Origin of the sequence: Streptomyces sp. SS7 (assembly GCF_037993025.1) — a bacterium.
Lineage (GTDB): Bacteria > Actinomycetota > Actinomycetes > Streptomycetales > Streptomycetaceae > Streptomyces.
The window spans coordinates 7755394-7777468 of record NZ_CP141223.1 but is presented as its reverse complement, the minus strand read 5'-3'; the positions used below and the strand labels follow the sequence as shown (position 1 = coordinate 7777468).

General features: G+C 74.9%; 15 protein-coding genes and 1 tRNA gene. 4 read left to right on the top strand and 12 right to left on the bottom strand.

Going from position 1 to position 22075, the window contains the following annotated elements; genetic code table 11:
* Positions 1–2 precede the first annotated feature (2 nt).
* Together U5640_RS35685 and U5640_RS35680 are read right to left on the bottom strand one after the other, a co-directional pair.
* Positions 3–791: a ferritin-like domain-containing protein gene (locus U5640_RS35685; protein ID WP_340381959.1), complete on the bottom strand. Its 789-nt coding sequence runs from the start codon at positions 789–791 to the stop codon at positions 3–5.
* Positions 792–1025: 234 nt separating this feature from the next.
* Positions 1026–2081 carry an LLM class F420-dependent oxidoreductase gene (locus U5640_RS35680; RefSeq protein ID WP_340381957.1) on the bottom strand — a complete coding sequence of 352 codons (1056 nt, stop codon included), beginning with the start codon at positions 2079–2081 and terminating at the stop codon, positions 1026–1028.
* A gap of 217 nt (positions 2082–2298) precedes the next feature.
* Here U5640_RS35680 and U5640_RS35675 point away from each other — a divergent pair, with 217 nt between their 5' ends.
* Positions 2299–3285 carry an aldo/keto reductase gene (locus tag U5640_RS35675; RefSeq protein ID WP_340381955.1) on the top strand — a complete coding sequence of 329 codons (987 nt, stop codon included), beginning with the start codon at positions 2299–2301 and terminating at the stop codon, positions 3283–3285.
* Positions 3282–5474: a helix-hairpin-helix domain-containing protein gene (locus tag U5640_RS35670; protein ID WP_340381953.1), complete on the top strand. Its 2193-nt coding sequence runs from the start codon at positions 3282–3284 to the stop codon at positions 5472–5474. The genes U5640_RS35675 and U5640_RS35670 overlap by 4 nt, the downstream gene beginning before the upstream one ends.
* A 98-nt stretch (positions 5475–5572) precedes the next feature.
* Here the strand turns inward: U5640_RS35670 and U5640_RS35665 are convergent, their stop codons facing one another.
* Complete coding sequence (locus U5640_RS35665; protein WP_340381951.1) at positions 5573–6313, bottom strand: hypothetical protein; 741 nt, start codon at positions 6311–6313, stop codon at positions 5573–5575.
* Positions 6314–6360: 47 nt separating this feature from the next.
* Here U5640_RS35665 and U5640_RS35660 point away from each other — a divergent pair, with 47 nt between their 5' ends.
* Positions 6361–6549: a DUF5703 family protein gene (locus U5640_RS35660; RefSeq protein WP_046732800.1), complete on the top strand. Its 189-nt coding sequence runs from the start codon at positions 6361–6363 to the stop codon at positions 6547–6549.
* A gap of 69 nt (positions 6550–6618) precedes the next feature.
* On the opposite strand, the gene U5640_RS35655 is transcribed toward U5640_RS35660, so the two are convergent.
* From U5640_RS35655 to U5640_RS35645, 3 genes are all read right to left on the bottom strand, one after another.
* On the bottom strand, positions 6619–7494 hold the full coding sequence (locus U5640_RS35655; protein WP_340381937.1) for a chaplin: 876 nt from the start codon (positions 7492–7494) through the stop codon (positions 6619–6621).
* A gap of 189 nt (positions 7495–7683) precedes the next feature.
* On the bottom strand, positions 7684–7917 hold the full coding sequence (chpH, locus tag U5640_RS35650; RefSeq protein WP_340381935.1) for a chaplin ChpH: 234 nt from the start codon (positions 7915–7917) through the stop codon (positions 7684–7686).
* Between the two features lie 131 nt (positions 7918–8048).
* Positions 8049–9368 carry a M20/M25/M40 family metallo-hydrolase gene (locus U5640_RS35645; RefSeq protein WP_340381932.1) on the bottom strand — a complete coding sequence of 440 codons (1320 nt, stop codon included), beginning with the start codon at positions 9366–9368 and terminating at the stop codon, positions 8049–8051.
* A 201-nt stretch (positions 9369–9569) separates the two neighbouring features.
* On the opposite strand from U5640_RS35645, the gene U5640_RS35640 reads away from it, so the two are divergent.
* A tRNA-Leu gene (locus U5640_RS35640) sits at positions 9570–9657 on the top strand.
* Between the two features lie 65 nt (positions 9658–9722).
* Here U5640_RS35640 and U5640_RS35635 read toward each other — a convergent pair.
* The 6 genes from U5640_RS35635 to U5640_RS35610 form a co-directional block, all read right to left on the bottom strand.
* Positions 9723–10286: a hypothetical protein gene (locus U5640_RS35635; protein WP_340381930.1), complete on the bottom strand. Its 564-nt coding sequence runs from the start codon at positions 10284–10286 to the stop codon at positions 9723–9725.
* 1297 nt (positions 10287–11583) lie between these two features.
* Positions 11584–13200, bottom strand: coding sequence for a hypothetical protein (locus U5640_RS35630; RefSeq protein ID WP_340381928.1), 1617 nt, complete (start codon positions 13198–13200; stop codon positions 11584–11586).
* Positions 13197–14291, bottom strand: coding sequence for a hypothetical protein (locus tag U5640_RS35625; protein WP_340381926.1), 1095 nt, complete (start codon positions 14289–14291; stop codon positions 13197–13199). The genes U5640_RS35630 and U5640_RS35625 overlap by 4 nt, the downstream gene beginning before the upstream one ends.
* Positions 14288–15514 (bottom strand): hypothetical protein, encoded by a 1227-nt coding sequence (locus tag U5640_RS35620; protein WP_340381924.1) that lies wholly within the window; start codon positions 15512–15514, stop codon positions 14288–14290. Before U5640_RS35620 ends, U5640_RS35625 begins: the two co-directional genes overlap by 4 nt.
* Positions 15508–18168: a hypothetical protein gene (locus U5640_RS35615; RefSeq protein WP_340381922.1), complete on the bottom strand. Its 2661-nt coding sequence runs from the start codon at positions 18166–18168 to the stop codon at positions 15508–15510. Before U5640_RS35615 ends, U5640_RS35620 begins: the two co-directional genes overlap by 7 nt.
* Complete coding sequence (locus tag U5640_RS35610; protein ID WP_340381920.1) at positions 18165–21998, bottom strand: tubulin-like doman-containing protein; 3834 nt, start codon at positions 21996–21998, stop codon at positions 18165–18167. The genes U5640_RS35615 and U5640_RS35610 overlap by 4 nt, the downstream gene beginning before the upstream one ends.
* Positions 21999–22075 lie beyond the last annotated feature (77 nt).

Below are 22075 nucleotides of genomic sequence, written 5' to 3'. Positions count from 1 at the left end.
GCTCAGGCGTACTCCGGGGCGGGGGTGGCGGGTCCGCCGAGGGCGTCGCGGTGCGCGGGCATCTCCAGCGACACCATCCGCCGCCAGCCCGCGAACCGCTCCCAGGCGTACAGGCCGTGGACACCGGCCGCGAGGACCGCGGACTTGGCCTTCGGCCAGCCGAGGATGCGGCCCATGTGCGCCATGACGGCGAGGCTGACGTCCCGGTGGACCCGGATCTCGGCGAGCGCGCACGCGCGCAGGGTGCGCTGGATGGCGCGGCCGTGTCCGGCGTGGGCGAGGCGCAGCAGTTCCTCGTGGCAGTAGGCGAGGTGGTTGTCCTCGTCGTGGGAGATCATCCGCACCGCGCGGCCGATGTCGGGGTGGTCGGCGAAGTACCGGCGCAGCAGGTTCATCTGCTCGGAGGCGCGCTGCTCGGTGACCCGGCTGTGGGCGAGGTAGGTGACGATGTCCTCCACGGTCAGCGGCCGGTCGGCGCGCAGCCGTTCATGGGCGAGGCCGATGCCGTCCCGCTCCAGGAGCATCGTGTAGTCCGTCTCCGGCGGCACCGGGACGGGGTGGACGCCGCGCTTCTTCATCAGCGCGTTGAAGATGCGGCCGTGCTTGTCCTCGTCGGCGCCGTGGCGGGCGATCTTGGGGGCGAGGCCTCGCTGGTCGGGCGGGACGAGCGCGGCGATCCGGGCGTTCTCCCAGCCGCCCTGCGACTCCCCGCCCGCGGCGATGGAGCAGAACAGGGCGAACGACTCGTCGTTGTCGAGGATCTCCTGGAACAGACTCTTTGCCGAAAGCATGCAAACGAGTCAAATGCGGGACGGACCGGGCCGCAACAGATGGGGGCGGGGACTCGGCCGAAAGGATGAGGGCCACGGCGCGCCGCGAGGCGTAACCGCGCGCGCCGCGGCGCGTTGTTCTCCGTGACGGCCGTGGCGGGGAAGACCCCCGAGCCCCCACCACGGCCGCGGTAACCTCCGGGCGTCCCGGCGCGGGAAGCGCGCGGACACGGCGCGGGAGCGGCCCGGGAACCCTTACGCCAGACCGGCCAGCTCCAGCGCCCGCGCACCCGCGCGCAGCGAGGCGAGGCGCTCGTCCAGGGTGAAGCCGGCGGGGGCGAGGGTGAGGGTGGTGACGCCGGCCGCGGCGTAGGCCTTCATCCGGTCGGCGATCCGCTCCACCGAGCCGAGCAGCGTGGTGCTGTCGATCAGGTCGTGCGGGATCGCGGCGGCGGCGCCCTGCTTGTCGCCGGCCAGGTACTTGTCCTGGACCTCGGCGGCCGCCGCCTCGTAGCCCATGCGCCGGGCGAGCTGGTTGTAGAAGTTCTGCTTGCGGCTGCCCATGCCGCCGACGTACAGGGCGGTGTAGGGGCGGAAGGTGTCGGCGAGCTTCTCGACGTCCTTGTCCTCGCCGACGGCGAGCGGCAGCGTCGGACAGACGTCGAAGCCCTCCAGGGTCTTGCCGGCCTTCTCGCGCCCGGCCCGGATGTGCCGGAGCGCGGTGTCCTCGATGTGGTCGGCGGAGGGGAAGATCAGCAGCGCGCCGTCGGCGATCTCGCCGGTCTGCTCCAGGTTCTTCGGGCCGATGGCGGCGATGTACAGCGGGATGTGCTCGCGCTCGGGGTGCACGGTCAGCTTGATCGGCTTGCCGGGACCGCCGGGCAGCGGCAGCGTCCAGTGCTCGCCCTCGTACGACAGCCGCTCGCGCGTCATCGCCTTGCGGACGATCTCGACGTACTCGCGGGTGCGGGAGAGCGGCTTGTCGAACTTGACGCCGTACCAGCCCTCGGAGACCTGCGGGCCGGAGACGCCGAGGCCGAGGCGGAACCGGCCGCCGGAGAGGGAGTCGAGGGTGGCGGCGGTCATCGCGGTCATCGCGGGCTGGCGCGCCGGGATCTGGAAGATGGCGGAGCCGACGTCGATCCGCTCGGTCTTGGCGGCCACCCAGCTCAGGACGGTGGCGGCGTCCGAGCCGTAGGCCTCCGCCGCCCAGCAGACGGCGTACCCGAGGCGGTCGGCCTCCTGGGCGACGGCCAGGTTGTCCGCGTCCATTCCGGCACCCCAGTAGCCGAGGTTGATCCCGAGCTGCATGGCCGATTCCCCTTACTGATCAGTAACGACGCTGTCGTGCCGACCTTAGCGCGGAGGACCGGGGGCGGGGAGTCCGGTGTGGCGAGCGTCGCGTGGCCGTGCGGGACGAGGGGGCGGGGCGGGTGCGCGGTGGCGGGGAGCCGGCGGGATGACTTGCGGAGATTCCGTTGTCCACAGGCAACCCACGGCCCAGTTCTGGCCAGTAATCTCGGCGTTCATGGAGCAGAGGCATCTCGGCCGCACCGGCCTGCGTGTGTCCCGCATCGGGCTCGGCACCCTGACCTGGGGGCGTGACACCGACGAGCACGACGCCGCGGACCTCTTGAAGACGTTCTGGGAGGCGGGCGGGACCCTCGTCGACACGGCGGACGTGTACGGCGACGGAGAGGCCGAGTACCTCCTGGGACGGCTCATGGACGGCCTGGTGGCCCGCCGGGACCTGATCATCTCCACCAAGGCGGGCAGCGTGCCGGACCCCGACCGGCGCTTCGACGGTTCGCGGGGCCACCTCCTCGCCGCCCTGGACGCCTCCCTCGCCCGGCTGGGCACGGATCACGTCGACATCTGGCACGTGCACGCCTTCGACCCGGACACCCCGCTGGAGGAGACGCTCCAGGCCCTCGACATCGCCGTCGCCAGCGGCCGCGCCCGCTACGCCGGGGTGTCCAACTTCTGCGGCTGGCAGCTCGCCAAGGCCGCCACCTGGCAGCTCGCCGCACCCGGCGTCCGCACCCGGCTCGCCAGTACGCAGATGGAGTACTCGCTGCTCCAGCGCGGCGTGGAGCGCGAGGTGCTGCCGGCCGCGCTGGACCTGGGCATCGGGCTGCTGCCGTCCTCGCCGCTCGGCCGGGGCGTCCTCACCGGCAAGTACCGGGGCGACGCCCTGCCACCCGACTCGCGCGCCGCCTCCGAGCACTTCGCGCCCTTCGTCGAGCCCTACCTGGACGACACCGCGAGCCGCATCGTCGACGCCGTGACCACCGCGGCGGACGGGCTCGCCGTGACCCCGCTCCAGGTCGCCCTGGCCTGGGTCCGCGACCGGCCCGGCGTGGCCGCCCCCGTGGTCGGCGCGCGCAACGCGCAGCAGCTCACGGCGGCGTTGTCAGTGGAGGCCCTTACGCTTCCTGACGAGATCTGCCGGGCCCTCGACGACGTGTCGGCGCCCGTGCACCGCTATCCCGATCACGACTGGAGCACGCTGTGAGCACGGAACCGGATTCCTCGGACGGCACCGAGAACACCGGGCCGGGGACACCGGACGGTGACGACAGCGCCCGGGCCGCGACCGGGGGCGAGACCGCTACCGAGACCGAGACCGGGGAGACCACCGCGGGCCCGGCCGCCGAGGGCGGGGCCGCCGCGCAGGTCAGTGAGGCGCAGGCCGAGCTCGCCGCGCAGAAGCGGGAGCGGGAGCGGATCGAGCGGCGCAAGGCCGAGAAGGCGGGGCCCATCGACAGCGGGGCCAAGCTCAGCGGCCGGGCCGCCGACCTGCTCGCGGCGGTCCGGGCCGTGGAGGGCGGGGCCGGACCCACCGCCACCGTCTTCGACGAACCGGAACCCCCGCGCCGCCCCGCCACGCCGGAACCCGTACCGCGCCCGCAGCCGGCGTCGGCCCTCGGGGCCCCGGCCGCTCCCCCGGCCCCCGCCCAGGAGACCGTCGCGGCCGTGCGGCGCGTGCTGACCGACGGCGGTGCCCCCGAGGCGCTCGCCCCGCAGGTCGCGGGGGCACTCGGCGAGGGCGCCGAGGACCTGCTGCGCGCCGACCCCTGGCACCTGCTGCGGGTCGTCGGCGTACGGCCCGAGCAGGCCGACGGGTTCGCCCGGGCCCTGCTCGGCGCGGAGTGCGCCCCCGACGACGAGCGGCGGGGCCGCGCGCTGACGGTCTGGCTCCTGGAACAGGCGGCCCTCGCCGGTCACACCGCGCTGGAGCTCCCGGCGCTCACCGCGGCTCTCGCCCAGCGGTCCGTGCCGGACGCCGACGAGGCCGTGCAGAGCGCGCTGGCGGAGGGCGACGCGCTCGCCTTCCAGGACCCCGAAGCCGAGGCCTCGGCGAACGCCGCGCCCGCCGGGGACGCCGAGAGCGACGACGACGAGGCCGGGGGCGACCGTCCGGTCCGTGTTCTGGTCGGCCTGGAGCGGTACGCGCTCGCGGAGGAGAGCCTCGCCGACGGCCTGGCCCGGCTCGTGAACTCCCTCGCCAAGGAGGCCGCCTCGGAGGCGGGGTGGGAGTCGGCCGCCGCCTCGGCGTCCGGCAGCGCCGCCGAGCTGATCCGGGCCGTCGCCGGGCACGGCCTGGTGCTGCACACCGGCGGCGAGGCCGCCCGCACCGAACCGGCCGCGCTGCTCACCGCCGCCCGCTCGCTGGGCCTGCGCGCGGTCGTGGCCTGCCACACCCCGGACGGCCGGGACCGCCTCGCGGCACGGGCCGGCGGGGCGGACCTCGCCGTCACCGTCCACGGACTGCTCGCGGGCGCCGAGGGCCCCGGCCGGGACACCGACGGGGCGCTCGCCCTGGACCTGCTGATCGTGACGGACGCGCCCCGGCTCGACGTGGAGAGCGCCGCGATGGTGGTGGAGTCGCTGCCGGACGGCGCCCGGCTGGTGCTCAGCGGTGACCCGGCGGAGCTGTGGTCGGCCGGGCCGGGGCGGGTCTTCGCGGATCTGCTCGCCGCCCGGGTGTGCCCGCAGATCGCCTCACGCACCCCCGACCCCGGTCCGCTCGGCGAACTGCTCTCCGGGATCGGCGTCGGCGAGCTCAACCAGGTCGAGGCGCCCGGCAAGGAGCTGGTGATCGTCCCCGTTCGGGACGCGGCCGAGGCCGTGCACCGCACCCTGCAACTCGTGCTGGAGTCCGTGCCGAGGGCCTTCGGCGTCGAGCCGGGCCGGACGGTGGTGATCACCCCGGGCCATGGCGGCGCGGCCGGCACCCGCGCGCTCAACGCCGCGCTCAAGGAGCGCCTCAACCCCGGCCCCGGCCGCTTCGGCGGCTTCGACCCCGGGGACGTGGTCGCCCACTCCCCCGCGCCGGGGCGGACCCTGCTGGGGCGGGTGGAGAAGGCAGACGCGGACGGGCTGCACCTGTCCTGCGCGGGCGCCCCCCTCGTCGTACCGAAGGAGCGGGTGGAGCAGTCCGTGCGGCACGGCTGGGCGCTGACCGCGCACCAGGCGGTGGGCGGCCGGTGGCCGGCGGCCGTCGTGGTGCTGCCCGGCGACGCCGCACAGGCCCTCTCCCGGCCGTGGGTGTACACGGCGTTCGGGCGGGCGGAGCGGCACCTGTCCGTGGTGCACGGTGTCGAGCAGGCGCTGGCGCGGGCGGTCGCCGAGGTCCCGGCCAGGCCGCGGACGACCCGGCTGCCGGTCCTGCTGCGCACCCAGGTGCCACCGGCCGGCTGAACCGCACCGGCACGCGCACGCGAGCGGCGGCCGGGACGAGGTCTCCCCCGGCCCGGCCGCCGCCGTGTCCCGTCACGCCGCCCGCGGGCGGCGACCGCCTAGCGCCGGTCGGCGTCCAGCGGCTCCAGGTCGTCGACGTCGTCCACGTCCTCGGCGTCCTCGACGTCCTCCTGGTCGTCGAGTTCGTCCAGCTCGGCCGCGAGATCCTCCTCGTCGTCCTCGTCGTCCTCGTCGTCCTCGTCGTCCTCGTCGAAGACCGCGCTCACGTCGAACCGGCAGACCACCCGCTGCGGATCGGCCTGGTCGAACGGGGCCTCCAGCCACTCGCCCGGTTCGGCCGGTTCGTCGGCGGCGAGCACCCACAGCGTGGAGTCGCCCTCCTCCAGGCCGAACTCCTTGTGCCGGGAGGCGATCTCGTCCGGTTCGAACTCGCCGAACAGGATGCCCAGGGCCCCGTGCACGGTGCCCGCGCCCTCCGTGCCCTCGTCGTCCGCCGCCTCGATCCGCTGGGCCTGGGCGAGCAACCGCTGCGGCTCCGCGACGGCGTAGTCCCGGCGGATCAGCACGCTGACCGCGTTCGGCTCCTCGGGCCCGGTGTACGGGGGCAGGGAGTCGTCCGCGCCGGGGATCTCGAAGGGGGTGACCTCGTCGTAGCGGTCGTAGAGCAGTTCGTCGTAGACCTCGGCGGCCGCGGCCAGCTCGTTGAACGCCTCGTAGACGGCCGGGTCGTCCTCTCCCGACCTGCGTTCGACCGCGGCCAGATGGCGGTCGAGCGCGGTCTTGACCGCCTCGGCGGCGGCGCGTACCTCGGCAGCGGTGGGCTGCGCAGCATCAGACATAGTGCAGACGCTATCCGTACGAGGCCCCAGCCCGCACAATAGATGCGATGCCGGAATACGAATTTGTCGACGTGTACGTACCGCGCGGGGTCTCCCGCAAGGAGGCGACGCGTCTGCTGACCGACCATGCCGAGTACGGACACTGGGAGTTGGACCGCCTGAGCCTGATGCGTGACGGCAGTCGCCGAGTGCGGCTGCGCCGACGGATCATCCGCCAGGTACGTGCCACATGGTGAAGTGAGCGACACAGACGGAGCGGGCCCCGCCGAGGCGGGGCCCGCTCCGTTGTCCGGCCTGCGGGGAGGTCACCCGAAGGTGCGCGCCTTGCGGTAGAGCAGTGCTCCGGCGAGGAGCGCGCCCGCGCCGGCCGGCAGGGCGAGGCCGAGCGGCAGCTCGCTTCCGGTCTCGGCGAGCTGGGCGCCGCTGGTGGCGCTACCGGTGGTTCCGGTGGGCCGGTGGTCGGTCACCGAGTGGGGCGGGGTGCCGCGGCCCGGGGTGGACGGCACGGCCTCGGGCCCGGAGGGGGTGGACCCGTGGCCGACCGGCTTGCCGGGGGTGTGGTGCCCCGGGTGGCCCGGCGTCTCGTGGCCGCGGTCCGGCGGGGTGCCGTATCCGGGGCCGCCGCCGGTGTCGCAGTCGTTGCCGTAGGACGGGTTGAGGATCCCGACGGCGTCGACGCTGTTGCCGCACACGTTCACCGGTACGTCGATCGGGGCCTGGACGTGGTTGCCGGATCCGATGCCGGGAGAGCCACCGGTGTGACCGTCCGCCTGTGCGCCCCCGGAGCCCGGGTACGCGCCGTAGCCGCCGTGACCGCCGTGACCGCCCCAGTGGCCTCCCCCGGTGCCCCCGGTGCCCCCGTTGCTTCCGTTGCCGCTGTGACCGCCGCCGTACGCGTGGTCGCTGTCGCCGTAGCCGCCCGGGGCGCGGTGACGGCCGCCCTGGGTGGTGCAGGAGTTGCCGAACGCCGGGTTGAGGAGCCCGACGAGGTCGATGGTGTTGCCGCACACGTTGATGGGGACGTTCACCGGCACCTGCACCGTGTTGCCGGACGCGACGCCGGGCGAGTCGGTGGCGAATCCGTTCGCGCCCGTGTCGGCGTGCGCGTAGCCGCCGGCGGCGGCGATCACCCCCGTGGCCGCCGCCACGGTCATGAGGCTCTTGCGGGTGACCTGTCGCATTGCTGTTTCCCTGCTTTCGATCTCGTCCTCGGCCTGAATTCCCGCATCATTCCAGTACCCGGGAAATCTCGTGGGGACATTCGGGCCGTTCGAATTCTTCGGCCATTCCTTCGGAAAAGACCGGAAGGCCCCGGAGCGCAGGGTGCGCTCCGGAGCCGACGGTGTGGACGACCCCTCAGCGGGTCGACGTCACTTGTTGATGCAGACGTTGCCGAAGGCAGGGTTCAGCAGCCCGATCGCCGAGATCGTGTTGCCGCAGACGTTCACCGGGACGTGCACCGGAACCTGGATCACGTTGCCGGAAGCGACACCCGGGGAGTGCACCGCGGCCCCCTGGGCACCGGCATCGGCGACGGCCAGGCCCGCGCCCGCGAGAACCAGCCCACCAGTGGCAGCCGCAGCAGCGACGACCTTCTTGATCATTATTCCTCCTTGTTGGCAAAAGCGATCCTCAGCAGCGGACCGCATCACCAAGAACGAGGGGGAATTAATGAGGCTACGCGCTTATCGGCGCATTCACTCTTCTCAGCAGCTCCCGCACGCGCGCGCGATTTTCAGGACGCGTCGATGAACCGGTCGAGCACCCGCACGCCGAACTTCAGCCCGTCCACCGGCACCCGCTCGTCGACGCCGTGGAACATGCCCGCGAAGTCCAGCTCCGGGGGCAGCTTCAGCGGGGCGAAGCCGAAGCCGCGGATGCCGAGGTCGTCGAAGGACTTGGCGTCGGTGCCGCCGGAGAGCATGTAGGGGACCGCCTTCGCGGTCGGGTCCTCGGCGAGCAGCGCCGACTGCATGGCCTCGACGAGCGCGCCGTCGAAGGAGGTCTCCAGCGCCTTGTCGGAGTGGACGTCCTCCCGCCGTACGTTCGGGCCGATCAGGCGGTCGAGGTCGGCGAGGAACTCCTCCTCGTACCCGGGCAGGAAGCGGCCGTCGACGTGCGCGGTCGCCTCGCCCGGGATCACGTTGACCTTGTAGCCGGCGCCGAGCTGGGTGGGGTTGGCGGTGTTGCTGAGGGTCGCGCCGATCAGCTTGGCGATGCCGCCGAGCCGGGCGAGGGTGGACTGCATGTCCTCGGGGTCCAGCTCCGTGCCGAGGGCGTCGCCGAGCTCGTCGAGGAAGGCCCGGGTGGTCTTGGTGACCCGGACCGGGAAGGTGTGCCGGCCGAGCCGGGCGACCGCCTCGGACAGCTCGGTGATCGCGTTGTCCTTGTGGATCATCGAGCCGTGCCCGGCGGTGCCGGCGACGGTCAGCTTCATCCAGTGCATGCCCTTCTCGGCCGTCTGGATCAGATACAGCCGCCGCTCCTCGTTCACGGTGAACGAGAAGCCGCCGACCTCGCTGATCGCCTCGGTGACGCCGTCGAACAGCCCCCGGTGCCGGTCGACGAGGTGGCGGGCGCCGTAGAGACCCCCGGCCTCCTCGTCGGCGAGGAACGCGAGGACGACGTCCCGGGGCGGCTTGCGCCCGGAGCGCATCCGGTCGCGTACGACCGCCAGGGTCATCGCGTCCATGTCCTTCATGTCGACCGCGCCGCGGCCCCACACACAGCCGTCCGTGACCTCCCCGGAGAAGGGGTGGTGGGTCCAGTCGACCGCGTTGGCCGGGACGACGTCGAGGTGGCCGTGGATGAGCAGTGCGGGCCGGGACGGGTCCTCGCCCTCGATCCGGGCCACGGTGGAGGCGCGTCCCGGGTGCGACTCGAAGATCTGCGGCTCGAGGCCGACCTCGGCGAGTTTCTCGGCGACCCACTCGGCCGCCTTGCGCTCACCCGGGCCCGAGTGGTCGCCGTAGTTGCTGGTGTCGATCCGGATGAGGTCGCGGCAGAGGTCCACGACCTCGTCCTCGCCGGTGACGTTCCTGGCCGTGTCGCTCACGCTGCTTCCTCCCGCTGTCCTGGCCGGTTCCCCCACATCCTCCCTCTCGGCGCCGCCCCCGCCCAAGACCGGTCCCGGCCCGTCACACTCCGTTCACGTGGGCCGACGCCTCCCGTCCGACCAGGCGTGATCGGGCACCCTCGAAAGCCTGGTAGTGTTTACGACGTCGCCGCGAGGGAAACCCGCCGCGACAGACACCTTGTCCGGGTGGCGGAATGGCAGACGCGCTAGCTTGAGGTGCTAGTGCCCTTTATCGGGCGTGGGGGTTCAAGTCCCCCCTCGGACACCACTTCCTGTGAGGGGCGGTTCCGGCTTACGCCGGGGCCGCCCCTCGCTGGTGTGCGGGATCCGTCGCTAGTGCCGTTCTGGGCCGGGGGTCCACAGGGCGTAGTGGTGGTACAGGCCGCGCACCACCGCCCGCAACGCGGCGCTCGGCAGCTCGGGCTGGCCCAGGGGCCACTCCGGGATGAGGATCTGCTCCAGGAGCTGGCGGTCGAGGGGAGCGCTCGACGACACGAGATCACCGAGGAAGCCCGTCACCTGCTGCAGGTACTGCTCGGCCCGGGGGACCACCAGCCACTGGAACAGCCAGACGGCCACCTCGACGGCCCGGCGCCGCAGCTCGCCGTCCAGCTCGGGGTCGTCGTCCACGGGCCGGACCGGGAGGAGCAGCCGAGCGTGCAGGAGTCCGCTGCAGAGGTCGCCGATCTCGCCCTCGGAGTAGTCGCGGTCGCCCAGACAGCCGAGCACGACGTTCTGCGCCTGGCAGTTCAGCCGCACGGTGAGGATGTGGAGGAGGTCGGGCACCGACGCTTCCTGCAGGATCCTCCGGCGGTACGTGCCCCGCAGGTCGTCGGCACGAGGACCGAACGGTTCGCACAACTGCCTGATCAGCTCCTCGCGCGCCTGCCTCGTCATGCCCTCCCCGCTTTTGCGGCGCCTCCTCGTCCTGGGGTGCGGGAGGCTGCTGAGGAAGGGCGTGTCGAGCGCCTCCCGGCCGACGCGCTCCCGCTCCTCCCGCGACCGCCGCACACCCCGGCCACCGGGGGTGGGAGGGCTGCTGGGCCTGGGCGGATAGGAAAGGACCGCACCCTCGCCGAGGGGCCCACCGGGGCGCGCGCCCCTCTCGACGGCCGGGCCGGGCCCGGCAGACCCGACAACACCGGACGGACCGGGCCCCGCGCCCCCACCGGACGCCGGGGCCGGGCGCGCGGGACCGACGGCGGACGGGCCGAGGCGCAGGCCGCCCTCGACGGACGGGGCCGGGCCCGCGGGACCGGCACCCGACGGGCCGGGACGCAGGCCACCGTCGACGGGCACGGCAGGGGCTGCCGGAGCGACACCCGACAGGCCGGCACCCACGCCCTCACCGACAGACCGGGCCGGGCCCGCAGGACCCACACCCGACGGGCCGGGACGCAGGCTTCCATCGAAAGGCGCGGCCTGGCCCGCAGAACCGGCACCCGACGAGCCGAGGCGCACGTCCCCATCGACCGACGGGGCCGGGCCCGCAGGACCAACACCCGACGGACCGGGACGCAGGCCACCGTCGACAGGCACGGCGGGGGCTGCCGGACCGACACCGGACAGGCCGGGACGCACGCCACCGGCGACAGACGGGGCCGGGCCCGCAGGACCAACACCCGACGGACCGGGACGCACGCCACCGGCGACAGACGGGGCCGGGCCCGCAGGACCAACACCCGACGGACCGGGACGCACGCCACCGGCGACAGACGGGGCCGGGCCCGCAGGACCAACACCCGACGGACCGGGACGCACGCCACCGGCGACAGACGGGGCCGGGCCCGCAGGACCAACACCCGACGGACCGGGACGCAGGCCACCGTCGAAAGGCACGGCGGGGGCTGCCGGACCGACACCGGACAGGCCGGGGCCCACGCCACCACCGGCAGACCGGGCCGGGCCGGGGCCCGCGCCTCCGTCGCCCCTCTCGGCCCGGCCCCCGGACCCCACACCGGACACGGCCGGCCCGGCCGTGCCGACGGCGGGCCCGGTCGGGCCCGTCCCGCCCGATCCGGCCGACCCCAGAGCAGCTGGGGTGGTACCGCGGATCTCCGGCACCGTGCCGGGGGCCCGCGCCGCGGAAGCGGGATCCCAGCCATCCCCGCCAGATGCATGCCCGGCCGGGCCAGGGACGTACGACGCCGAGCCCGACGCGCCAGGGGGCCTCCCCCCGGGCCCCCGACCCCCGTCAGTCCCGCCAGACGCCCGACCAACCGGGCCGGACACGTACGACTCCGAGCCAGACCCGCCAGGGGCCCTCCCCCCAGGCCCCCGTCCCCCGTCGATCCCGCCAGATGCCTGCCCGACCGGACCAGAGACGTCCGACGCCGAACCCGACGGCGGCCGGGCCGCCCCGGCGTGGGTCTGCTCGGGGTGGGCCCGGAGCGCGCGCTGCCCCGCCGGGAAGCCCGGCAGGGGCACCAGGCGCCGGGGCCGCCCCGTGTCCCAGGCCCTCGGACACCGAGCCGACGATCTGCGGCGGCGGTCCCGGAGCCCGTTCCGCGGAACCGGACTCCGCTGCGGAAACACCGAGATCCGGGCGGCCGGACGGTCCAGCGACGCCCGGTCCCCGCCCCGGTGGGGAAGCGTTGGCGTCCGGGGCCGGCTCTCCCCGTCCGTGCCAGCCGGTCGGCAGGGGCAAGGACGGGGACGGGGACGGGGACAAGTTTCCCGGGCCTGCGTAGGGGCTGTCGCGGGCCCGTGGGGGCGCCTGCCAGGCCTCCCGGTGCGTCCAGATCTCGCCCTCCGCTTCGGCGTCCGGCCCCCACGCGTCCGACGGGGCGGCGCGGTTCGGGGCCGGCCGTTCGTCGTCCCGCGCGCGGTGCGGGCGGCGGGGGCGGCCGGTCAGCGCCGCTTCGACGCGGTCGTAGCGCTCCTCCTCCGGCAGGGCCGCCGCGTCGGCCGCGCGGTCGAGCGGGCGGGGGTAGTTGTCCAGCGAACCGGTGGCCAGCCAGTCGCAGTAGTGGGTCACCAGCATCCGGGCGAGGAACGCCGCGTGGTCCTGCTGGACGTCGGTCAGCCTGATCCGGCGCAGATCCGCGTCCTGGACGTGGGAGCGGCGCCAGTCCGGCACGAAGACCACCCGGTGCGGATGCCGGTCCGAGGTGTCGTAGGTGGCGTAGGTCCAGCCGTCGTGGCCGAGCCAGCCGCCGAAGATGTCGCACAGGGCCCACAGGGCCGACAACGCCGGGTCCGGCGGCCATCCGTCGGCGTCACCGGCACCACCGGCACCACCGAAGGGCAGCTCCCGGCGGACGGCCTCGGCCACCGCCTCCAGTTCACCGATCCGGGCCGACACCCGGCCGCCCGGCTCCCGCAGCAGCTCGGCGACCATGCGCACCAACGGCTCGCGGACCAGGATCACACCGTCCCGCAGCGGCCCCTGCCGACGGTCCGCCAGCTTCTGGAGGTCCTTCAGCGCGAAACCCGGGATGGCGCCCCGCGCCGAGTCGAACCACTTGTCCTCCTTCCACGGGCCGGCGCCCAGGGCCAGACAGCGGCGGGCGGTCAGCGCCCCGGCCGGTGCCATCAGGGCGTGGCAGATGTTGCTCTCGCGGTTGTTGCCGTCCTTCTCCGGCATCCTGCGCAGCAGGACCGCCCGGCCGCCGTGGATCAGCCGGACCAGGCTGACGCGCTCTCCGCCCCCCTTCACCCGCAGTACGGAGCCGCGCTGCTCCGCGAGGTCGCGGGCGACCCGCTCGTCGCACGAGTACGCCACCGCGGTGATGCCCGCGCCCCGGGCGGCACCCCGGCTGCCCGCCCACCGGAACACCATCTGGTGGACCACGCCGTTGCCGTCGCTCACATCCCCACCTCGGCGGGGCCGTCGGCACCCGTGTCGCCGAGCATGCCGCACATGGACAGCACCGAGACCAGCGGTTCGAGGACCCGGCGGGGCCGGACGCCGTGCACGAAACGGTCGTCGCGGTACTGGCTGCCGGTCGCGGAGGCGAAGTGCAGGGTGCAGCGGAGCACGCTGTCGAACGGCCGTACCCAGGCGGGTCCGGCGTAGTGCCGCAGGAAGGAGTAGGCGTCGCGGCTCTCCGCGCGCAGCCGGGCGGCGGAGACCTGGGGCATCGCCGGTTGGGACAGCCAGCGGTCCACGGGGGGTTCGAAGCGCAGCAGGTCGCACTTGTTGATCACCACGGCGGCGGCCACCCCGAGGTACGTGCCGGTGCGCGGCAGCCGGTCGAGGACGGTCTGGAAGGCCGGGTCGCCGCCGCGCGTGTAGCGGAACGCGCCGCGCAGGGGATCGAGCTGGGCGTGGGGCAGCGCGCGCAGCGGGTCGACGACGAAGATCAGCGCGTCCACGCCCAGCATGAAGCGCAGCAGCGCGTCCGTGCGCCGCAGGTCTTCCCCGCTGAGGTCGAAGAAGGCGAGCGGGCGGGTCCTGCCGTCCACCCCGGTGAGCAGCAGCGCCTCCTCGAAGGTCGCGGAGGTCTCCAGCTGCGGGGTGTGCTCCAGCATGATGCCGGAGCGCAGTACGTCGACCTGCTCCTCCATGAACTCCCGGTGGTCCTGGGGGTTCACGGACTGCCAGGTGATCCCGTACTGCTCCAGGCCGCCGTCGGTGATCTCACCGATCATCTGGGTGAGCAGATGGGTCTTGCCGGTCGCGGAGTCGCCGACCATCGCCACCGTGAGCGGGCTGCCGTTGGTGAGGTAGGGGACGGGGATGTAGTGGGGGGTCACCCCGTCGGTGTTGCGGCAGCGCTGGTAGGCCGAGCGCAGGGTGTCGGCCCGGCGCAGCGGGCTGGTCTGGCCGCTCAGGTCCAGGCTCTGGTACTGCTGGCGGTCGTCCCGCACGAACAGGTGGCGTTCGTCGTAGGAGACGATCTCCAGGCAGTAGGGGCAGAGCATGTCGCGTGCCGAGGAGTCGGACATGAAGGGGCTCACCGGTAGCCACCCCTTTCGGTACCTGCGGTTTCGGGATCCTGTGCGGTCGTGCTGCCGCCGTAGAACCAGGTGCTGTCGTCCGCGGCCGAAGCGGCCGAAGCGGAGGGATCGGCCGGACCGAGCGGACCGAGCGGGCCGAGCGGGCCGTCGGGGCCCGACGAGCCGGTCGGGCCTGTCGAGCGGTCGTCGGCGGTCTCCGGTGCCGACGCGTGCCACGGGGGCTCCTGCGGGGGCGGGACGACGGGTGGCGGCGGCGTACGGCGCAGGGAGGCGCGTTTGCGGCGCAACGCCGTGTCGAAGTCGCGCCGGTAGGGGTCGAGGGGATCCGGCTTGCCCGCGGCGGGGACGTCGGCTCCGGCGCCGGGCATGAGGACGTGCAGCAGCTGGCCGGGCAGCGGCCGGTCGGCGGCCCGGGGGGCGAAGACCGGTGCGAGCGTCTGGGCGAGCGAGGGGTGGGCCGTGAGGTCCGCGGAGGGTCCGTCGGGATGCCCGGGGCGGCCGGTGACCAGCTGGTGCATCACCTGCCCCACGCTCCACAGCGCGTCGCGGGCGTCCGTGAGGCCCTCGCCGGCCCGCTGTTCGGGGGAGGCGTAGGGCGGGATGCCGCAGGGTCTGCGGGGGAGGCCGAGTCGGGTGACGGAACCGAGGTCCCAGAGCTGGATGCCGTGCTCGTCCCAGCGCACGGCGGCCGGGACGATCCCCTGGTGGACCAGGCCCACGGCCTCCATGAGCCGTACGGCGAGCACGAGATCGCGTTCGATGACGCGCTGCTGGCTGGTGGACACGCCCTGGGCGAGGGCGGCGACGGAGGAGCCCCGGGGGGCGGCGTAGACGATGAAGGGCTCCGCGGCGTTGACGTCGTGGCCGACCGGCACCGGGAACAGGCCGCTGTAGCGGGTTCCGGAGTAGGCGCGGTGCAGGGTGAGGGCGGCGGCGATCTCGGCCTCCATCCCGGTCTGTGCCGCGTCGTTGCCCAGCTCGGTCTCGGGCAGCCGGACCTGCAGGCCGGACCGGTCGTCCGTGAGCTGCACCCGCCGGCCCACGGCGGGCGGGCGGACCATGCGCGGCAGGTCGGCGCCGAAGCGGGCCTTGACCCGCATCGGGGCGCCCTGGGCCGAGACCATGGTCAGTTCGCCGAACTCACCGGCGGCCGGCGACCGGTCGGCGTCGGCCGGTGTGCCGGGGCTGCTGCCCTGCGGTCCAGGGTGTCGGTCGTTCACCATGAGGCTCCCCCACTGTCACCGTGCGACAGGCCGCTGTCGGCCCTGTCCCCCACGTCGTCCACCGCGTCGTCCACCGCCTCGTCCGGGGGGCGGACCCGGACTCGTACCGTCTCGACCGCGCCCGGGCGCAGGGCGGTCACTCTGATCGCGCCGACGAGACGGCCGGACGACATCCACACGGCGTCGTCGGACTCGGCCACGGGGGCCGTCCCCAGCGCGGTGCGCACCGCGCGCGGCGCGAAGCGGATGACCCGCATGGCCGCCGGATCGCGGCTGAGCAGCGGCAGCTGGGCGGGCGAGCACAACGACCGCAGCCGGTCGGCGGCCTCGGGGGCCAGTGCCTCCCGCACGGGCATGATGCCGCTGCCCAGCAGGGCCATGGCGTCGCCGCGTCCCCGGCCGGGCCGGGTGAAGGGCGGCGCCGCCATCACCCCGCAGAGCTCCAGATGACGGCGGGCGGTGCCGAAACCGTCACGGACGGCGTGCGTGAGGGTGTCGGCGTGCCGGTGCCCGGCCGGAGCCGGTGCCGCGACGCCCCAGAACCGGCGGAGGGCGTCGACGGTGGCGTCCGCGAGGTCGGCGACCAGCGTGGGCAGCAGCTCCGGGCCGCCGTCGGCGCTGGTGTGCACCAGCCAGGGCGGTGTCCCGGGGACCGCGGGCCGGTCGTCGCCGGGGGCGGGTTCCCAGGTGCCGTGCGGGGAGTCCGATACCGGCTCCTCCCGGGGACCGTCCGCCGGCCAGGGGTCGGCGTCTCCCGCGCCCGCCGTGTCCTCGTGCCACGGACCCTCGGACCAGTCGTCGTCCGGCCATGCCTCGCCGGTCCAGCCGTCGTCGTGCCGTACGGCGGTCTCCGGGGCGTCCGGCGGCCCGGCGAGGCCGGGGACGCGGGCGCCGGGGGCGGTACGGCCGTCGTGGGCGTCGGCGGCGCTGCGGCGCAGCACCACGGCCAGGGCGCGGGCGGAGTCGGCGCACCGGGTGCGTTCGTCGGCGGCCCACCACTGCTGCCGCATCGCCTCGGCCAGCACCGAGTCCACCCGGTCCAGCTCTTCGCGCAGGACGGCGAGTCCGGAGCGCTCGCACCAGTCGTCGACGCCCCGCACCCAGTCGACGCAGCACAGTACGGCGCAGACCAGTGCCGCCACCGCCGCCCCGACGACGCCCGCCCACAGGGGCGGGTCCAGTGCCCGCCCCAGCAAGAACCCGCCGACGGCGCCCACCGCGGCGGACACCGCCCGGGGGACGGCGTACTGCCTGATCGGGCCGCGTACGGCCGCTTTCGGCCGCCGGGCGGCGGCCAGGGCACCACCCGCCAGCAGCACCAGCACGGGCAGCAGCGCCAGCAGGGTGCCCGGCCAGCGCACCGCCCCGGCCAGGGCGACGAGCGCCGCGACGCCGGCGAGCCGGCCGGGGCCGGCGGAGGAGGCGTGGAACGGATGGTCGACCCCGACGGCCCCGGCGGCCCCGGCGGCCCCGATGACCGCGATGCCCCCGACGGCCCCGGCGGGGTCGTCGGGCGGGCGCCGGTCCAGCCGGGCGGCGAGGCCCGCGGCCGGTACGGGGGCGACCCGTTCGGACAGCGAGGTGAGCCGGCCCGCGACCGTGTGCAGGGCCAGGCCCCGGGAGAGCAGACCGAGGGTGAAGGTGCCGAGTTCCTCCTCGGTGCTCTGGGCCGACGGTGCCGTGGAGCGCGCGGCGGCCGGCGGTGTGATGCCCAGCCGGTCGAGGACGGCGGCGGACTCGGCGGGCGGCACGCCGGGCGCCCCTCCCTCGCGGAGGACGCGCGCGACGACCTCGCGGTAGCGGCGCAGGGCGTGCGAGGCGTCCTCCAGCGCACGGGGCAGGGCCTGCGCGGTGGCACCGCCGGTCAGCAGCGCGACCGGCCGGGCCAGGTCCGACCATGCCGCGTCGGCGGCGGCCAGGGCGTCGGCGCAGGCGTCGCGTTCGGCCGCGGCGGGCCCGCCGGGGCGCAGCAGCCGGTCGGCGGACCCGCCCGGGGCGGCCGACAGCAGTTCGGCCAGGGGCCTGGGCAGCTCGGCGGGCGCCAGGTCGGCCCCGTCGGCCGGGGGCCGGGCGGCGGGGTCGCCGGCGAACCGGGCGAGTGCCGCGTGCCAGGCCCGGTCGCGGGCGTCGGCCGGAAGGTCGTAGGCGAGGACCCGGGCGGACAGTGCGGCGGTCGCGGACGGACAGCCCAGGACGGCTTCCAGCACCTCGTCGAAGAGCTCCGGCGGGCCCAGCAGTTCGACGAGCAGCGTTACGGCGGCCTCGTCGCCCAGGGGGCGGTCGTGCCCCTCCTCCGCGCCGCACTGCGGGTCGGAGACCCACAGCACCCCGGCGCCGGCGGTGCGCAGCACGGTCGGCACCCGCAGCCGGCGGCCGGGGACGGGGGTGGGGGCGGGGTCCCCGACGACCACGCACAGCACGCGCGGCGCGGTCCGGGCCGGATACGCCATGACGCGTTCGTACAGCTCGGTGTGGGCGGTCAGGCCCTCCGCCGTGTCCAGGAGGAGGAGGCGGCGGGGGCCGTGGCCGCCCGGGCGGGCACGGCCGAGCTGTTCGCGCAGGGCGCGGTCGGTGGCGGCGGGGTCGGCGGGACGGCCCGGCGGCGGCCGCAGATCGAGGACGGCCACGCCGTCCTCGGGCCTCGCGTCGTTCACCGGGGGTCTCCCTTCCAGGGGTCGTGCTCGCCCGCGTCGTCCCATTCGTCCTGGCCGTCGCCGTCGGCGATCCCCCACGGCACCGAGGCGTCGCCGCCGGGCCAGGGGGCGTCCGCGGGCGCGCGGTCCGGGTAGGGCGGGTAGCCGGTGGGCTGCTCGGTGACGGGGACGGTGCGGCCGGCGGTGGGCACGTGGGCCGCTCCCCCGCCGGGCCAGGGGGGCGGTGCCCCGTCGGCCGGGGCGCCGGGGGCGGAGCCGGGGCCCGGGTACGCGGAGCCCTCGGCCGTGCGGTGCGCGCCGTTCGCCCCCGGGGCGGAGTGATCGACGCCGTTCGCCGCCGGCGTGGGGTGTCCGGCACCGGCGCCGGACCATCCGGGAGCGCCGTCGGCCGCCGTACCGGACGAACCCGGTCCGCCTGCGCCCGACCACCCGGCCGCACCGTGGGCGGCCGTGCCCGGCGAACCGGGTCCGCCTGCGCCCGACCACCCGGCCGGGCCGTGGGCGGCCGTACGCGAGGGAGCGGGGCCGGCGGGCGGGGTGCCCGGTCCGCCGGATGTGGCTCCGGGCCAGTGAAGGGTGCCGTTGGCGACCGTCTCGGCGGTCGCCGGGCCGTGCCACGGCGAGGGGGCCGGGCCGGCGCCGCGCGGCGGGGCGCCGTGGGACGGACGGGTTGCGGGCGGGTCCTCGCGCCGGGGCGAGGGCACCGGGCCGATACGGGTCCACTCCTCCAGCCCCCGCAGCGTCGACTGCACCGCGCGCTGCTCGTTGGGGAACGCGAGGTCGAGGGCGCCGGGCAGGGCCACGGACCAGAACTCCCGCAGGGGGCGCAGCCATTCGGCGATACGGCCGCCGTACATCCGCTCCCGCTCGGCCAGCAGGGACAGCTGGTGCGGCGCCACCTCGTGGACCAGTTTCAGGTAGAGCGGCGAGGGGCGGCTGCCGGAGGTGCCGAGACCGGCGGGCAGGGTGTCCATGAGGACCCGGCAGTACGATCCGACGACCGCGTCCTCCTCCAGCAGCGCCCAGCGCTCGTAGGCGCGCAGCAGGCTCGCCCAGCTCGACACCCCGTCGCGGTAGTCGTCCAGCCGGAGGGTCAGACCGGGGACCTCGGGGCCCATCTCGTCGTGCAGCCGCAGCGTCACGCGCCGCGGGGACGCCGGGTCGCCCTGGACGTCGACCCGGCCGTTCCAGATGACGCAGAGCAGCCGCTGCAGGATGTGTCTGCGGTCGTCGGCGGTGCTGGCCAGCCAGGGGTCCTGGTAGCCGAGCCGCTGCCGCCAGCGCAGGGCGTCGTCGTCCCGGCGGCTCTCCTGCGCACGGGCCCACTGGCGCATGACCTCCCGGGCGCCGGGCACCTCGGTCAGGCTCATCTCGCTGCGGAACAGCACGACGGTGATCGACGCCGTGTCGACGGGGCGGAAGACGATGCTGCGGCGGCCCTTGGGCAGGTGCAGCCGCTTCTCCAGGTAGTCCTCCACCACGGTGCGGCGGCCATGCGTGCTGGGGTAGGTGATGAGGACCTTCAGCGGGCCGTTGCCCTCGGGGGTGAAACCGGCCGGGAGCAGTCCGGCGAGCTTGTAGGTGAACTGCTCCAGCGCGGGCTTGCTGACCTGCCGGACGGCCTGGCCGTCTCCGACGGCCGCGGACAGCAGCGTCCCCATGGCGGGCAGCAGCGGCTGGGCGCGCTGCTGGGTGCCCGGCTCGGCGAACAGCTGCTCGACCCGCTTCTGCAGGACGGTCTTGACCTCGGCGACGGCGGCAGCCGGGTTGCGGCGCCCGGTGGTGAAGGCGGCCTCCCAGTGGTCGGCCGAGACCAGGTGGGTCAGCAGGTCCGCCTCGTCGCCGGTGCGCCCGAGCTGGGCGCTCTCCACGAGGCGGTCGATCAGGTCCTCGTAGAAGTCGCGCAGGCTGCTCTGCGGCGGGAGCAGGTAGGAGACGCCGGCCCGGTCGTCGTACAGCTCCTTCAGACCGGCGGCCCAGGCCCGCGGTTCCTCCTCCAGGTGCTTGTCGAAGGCCTCGACGAGCTGACCGATCTCGTGCCGGAGCTCCTCCGCCGCCCGGCGCCAGCGCGGCTCCTGGCGGTCCCAGGCACGGTTCCAGATGTCCTTGGCCCGCCACTCGTACCAGCGGTCCTGTTCGGCGAGGGCGGCGAGCACCTCCTCGTCGCCCCAGCGGGCCCGGGACAGGCCGCCGGCCCGTCGGTGGATGCGGGGCACGGAGGGCGGCTGGATCTCGACGCCGTCCGGGCGGGACGGTTCCTGGCGGCGGTTCTCCAGCATCCCCAGGAAGCCGAGGCCGACGGCGCCGGGCTGGCCGGGCACGCCCTTGACGACGGCCTCCAGGCTCAGCAGGTCGACCTTGCGCAGCATCTGCTCCGCGGCCACCCGGGGCACGAAGGCGTCCGCCAGCGCGGGCATCTGCCGCTGGAGGCGGGTCTCCAGTTCGTCGAGCAGCCGCTGCATCTCCTCCAGCCGGATGCGCAGCGCCTGCTGGATCTCCGAGGTGCCCTTGGGCACGGGGTCGGGTTCGGGTGCGGGCAGCGCCTCCCGGCGCCAGACCGGGGCGATCCCGGCCGCGGTGAACATCTCCTGCATCAGGGGGCGGATGTCCAGCGAGGCGTGCGCCTGCGGGTCGGAGAGCCGACGGACCGCCAGGGCGAGCATCCGGGCCGCGACCAGTTCGGCGAGTTCGTCGAGCGGGGAGGTCATGGCGGCGACCAGGCTGGTGGAGATGCCCCGGTGGCCGATGCCGGTGGCGGAGCGGGTCCGGCGGTCCACCTCCCCGTTGATGAAGTTCGAGGCGAACGTCTGGTCGTCGTGGTCGGTGCCCTTGCCGGTGTCGCCGAGGTCGGTGCCGATCAGGGACAGGACCAGCGAGACCATGGACCGGCGCAGGTCGTCGGGGCGGATGCCGGCGGTGGGACTGAAGAGGAAGGCCGTCGGTACGGTGCCGGTGCGCAGCCGGACCGGGTGCATCTGGGGATAGCGCATGGCCGTCGGGTCGGGGCGGCCGGTGTCGCCCAGGTTGGCCTTGGCGTCGGGGACGTTCTGCTCGTCCACCAGGCGGGACAGGTCCACCACGGCGCGGGCGGCGTTGAGTTCGGCCCGGCGGCCGCCGCCCTTGCCCGGTGGGAAGGCCTTGGGCATGACCACCAGCGGGTAGATCCGGGCGGGCAGGCCCTTCTCCCGGAAGACGTGCCCGATCAGGTACAGGTAGTCCAGGAAGATCCCGGCGCCGGTGCCGCCCGCCACGGAGAAGGCGACGAACACGTCGCAGCCGCTGAGCGGTCCGCCGCCCAGTTCGCTGAGTTCACCGCCGGACAGGCCGATCGCGTCGATGGCGCGGCGCAGCGGTTCCAGCACGGGCGCCGGTCCCTCGCGCAGGGTGGCGAACAGCGCGGCCCGGCCGACGGTGGGCAGTTGCCCGGCGCCGCTGCGCAGCGGGGTGACCTTGGGTTCGTCGTCCACCGGCGGCAGCCAGCCGCTGACCTCCGTGCGCAGCTCGGCCCGGAGCATCTGGGTGACCTCGGGAGAGCTGTCGAACTCGGCGGGCAGCAGGTCGTGGGTGGCGCGCGCGGTGCGGGAGTACGCCGGCCGCAGCGCCGGGTCGGCGCTGAGGTGCGGCAGTTTGGCGAGTTCCGCCTCGCTGTAGTCGGCGTACACGAACTGGACGCAGTCCGGCAGCTGGTGCGGGAGCCGGCGGCCGTCGCCGGTGAGGGCGGTGCCGTCGGGCCCGCAGAGTTCGGCGCGCAGGCGACGCTCGAGTTCGGCCCCTACCAGGCCTCCCGTGCCGCCCAGGCCGACGAACAGCATCGGCTGGAATATCTTCATCGTGCGATCCCCTCTGCCCGGGCGGTCGCCTGCCCGGCAGCGTGTCTGCGTGGCCCGGTCCCTGCTGGGGGCCGGGG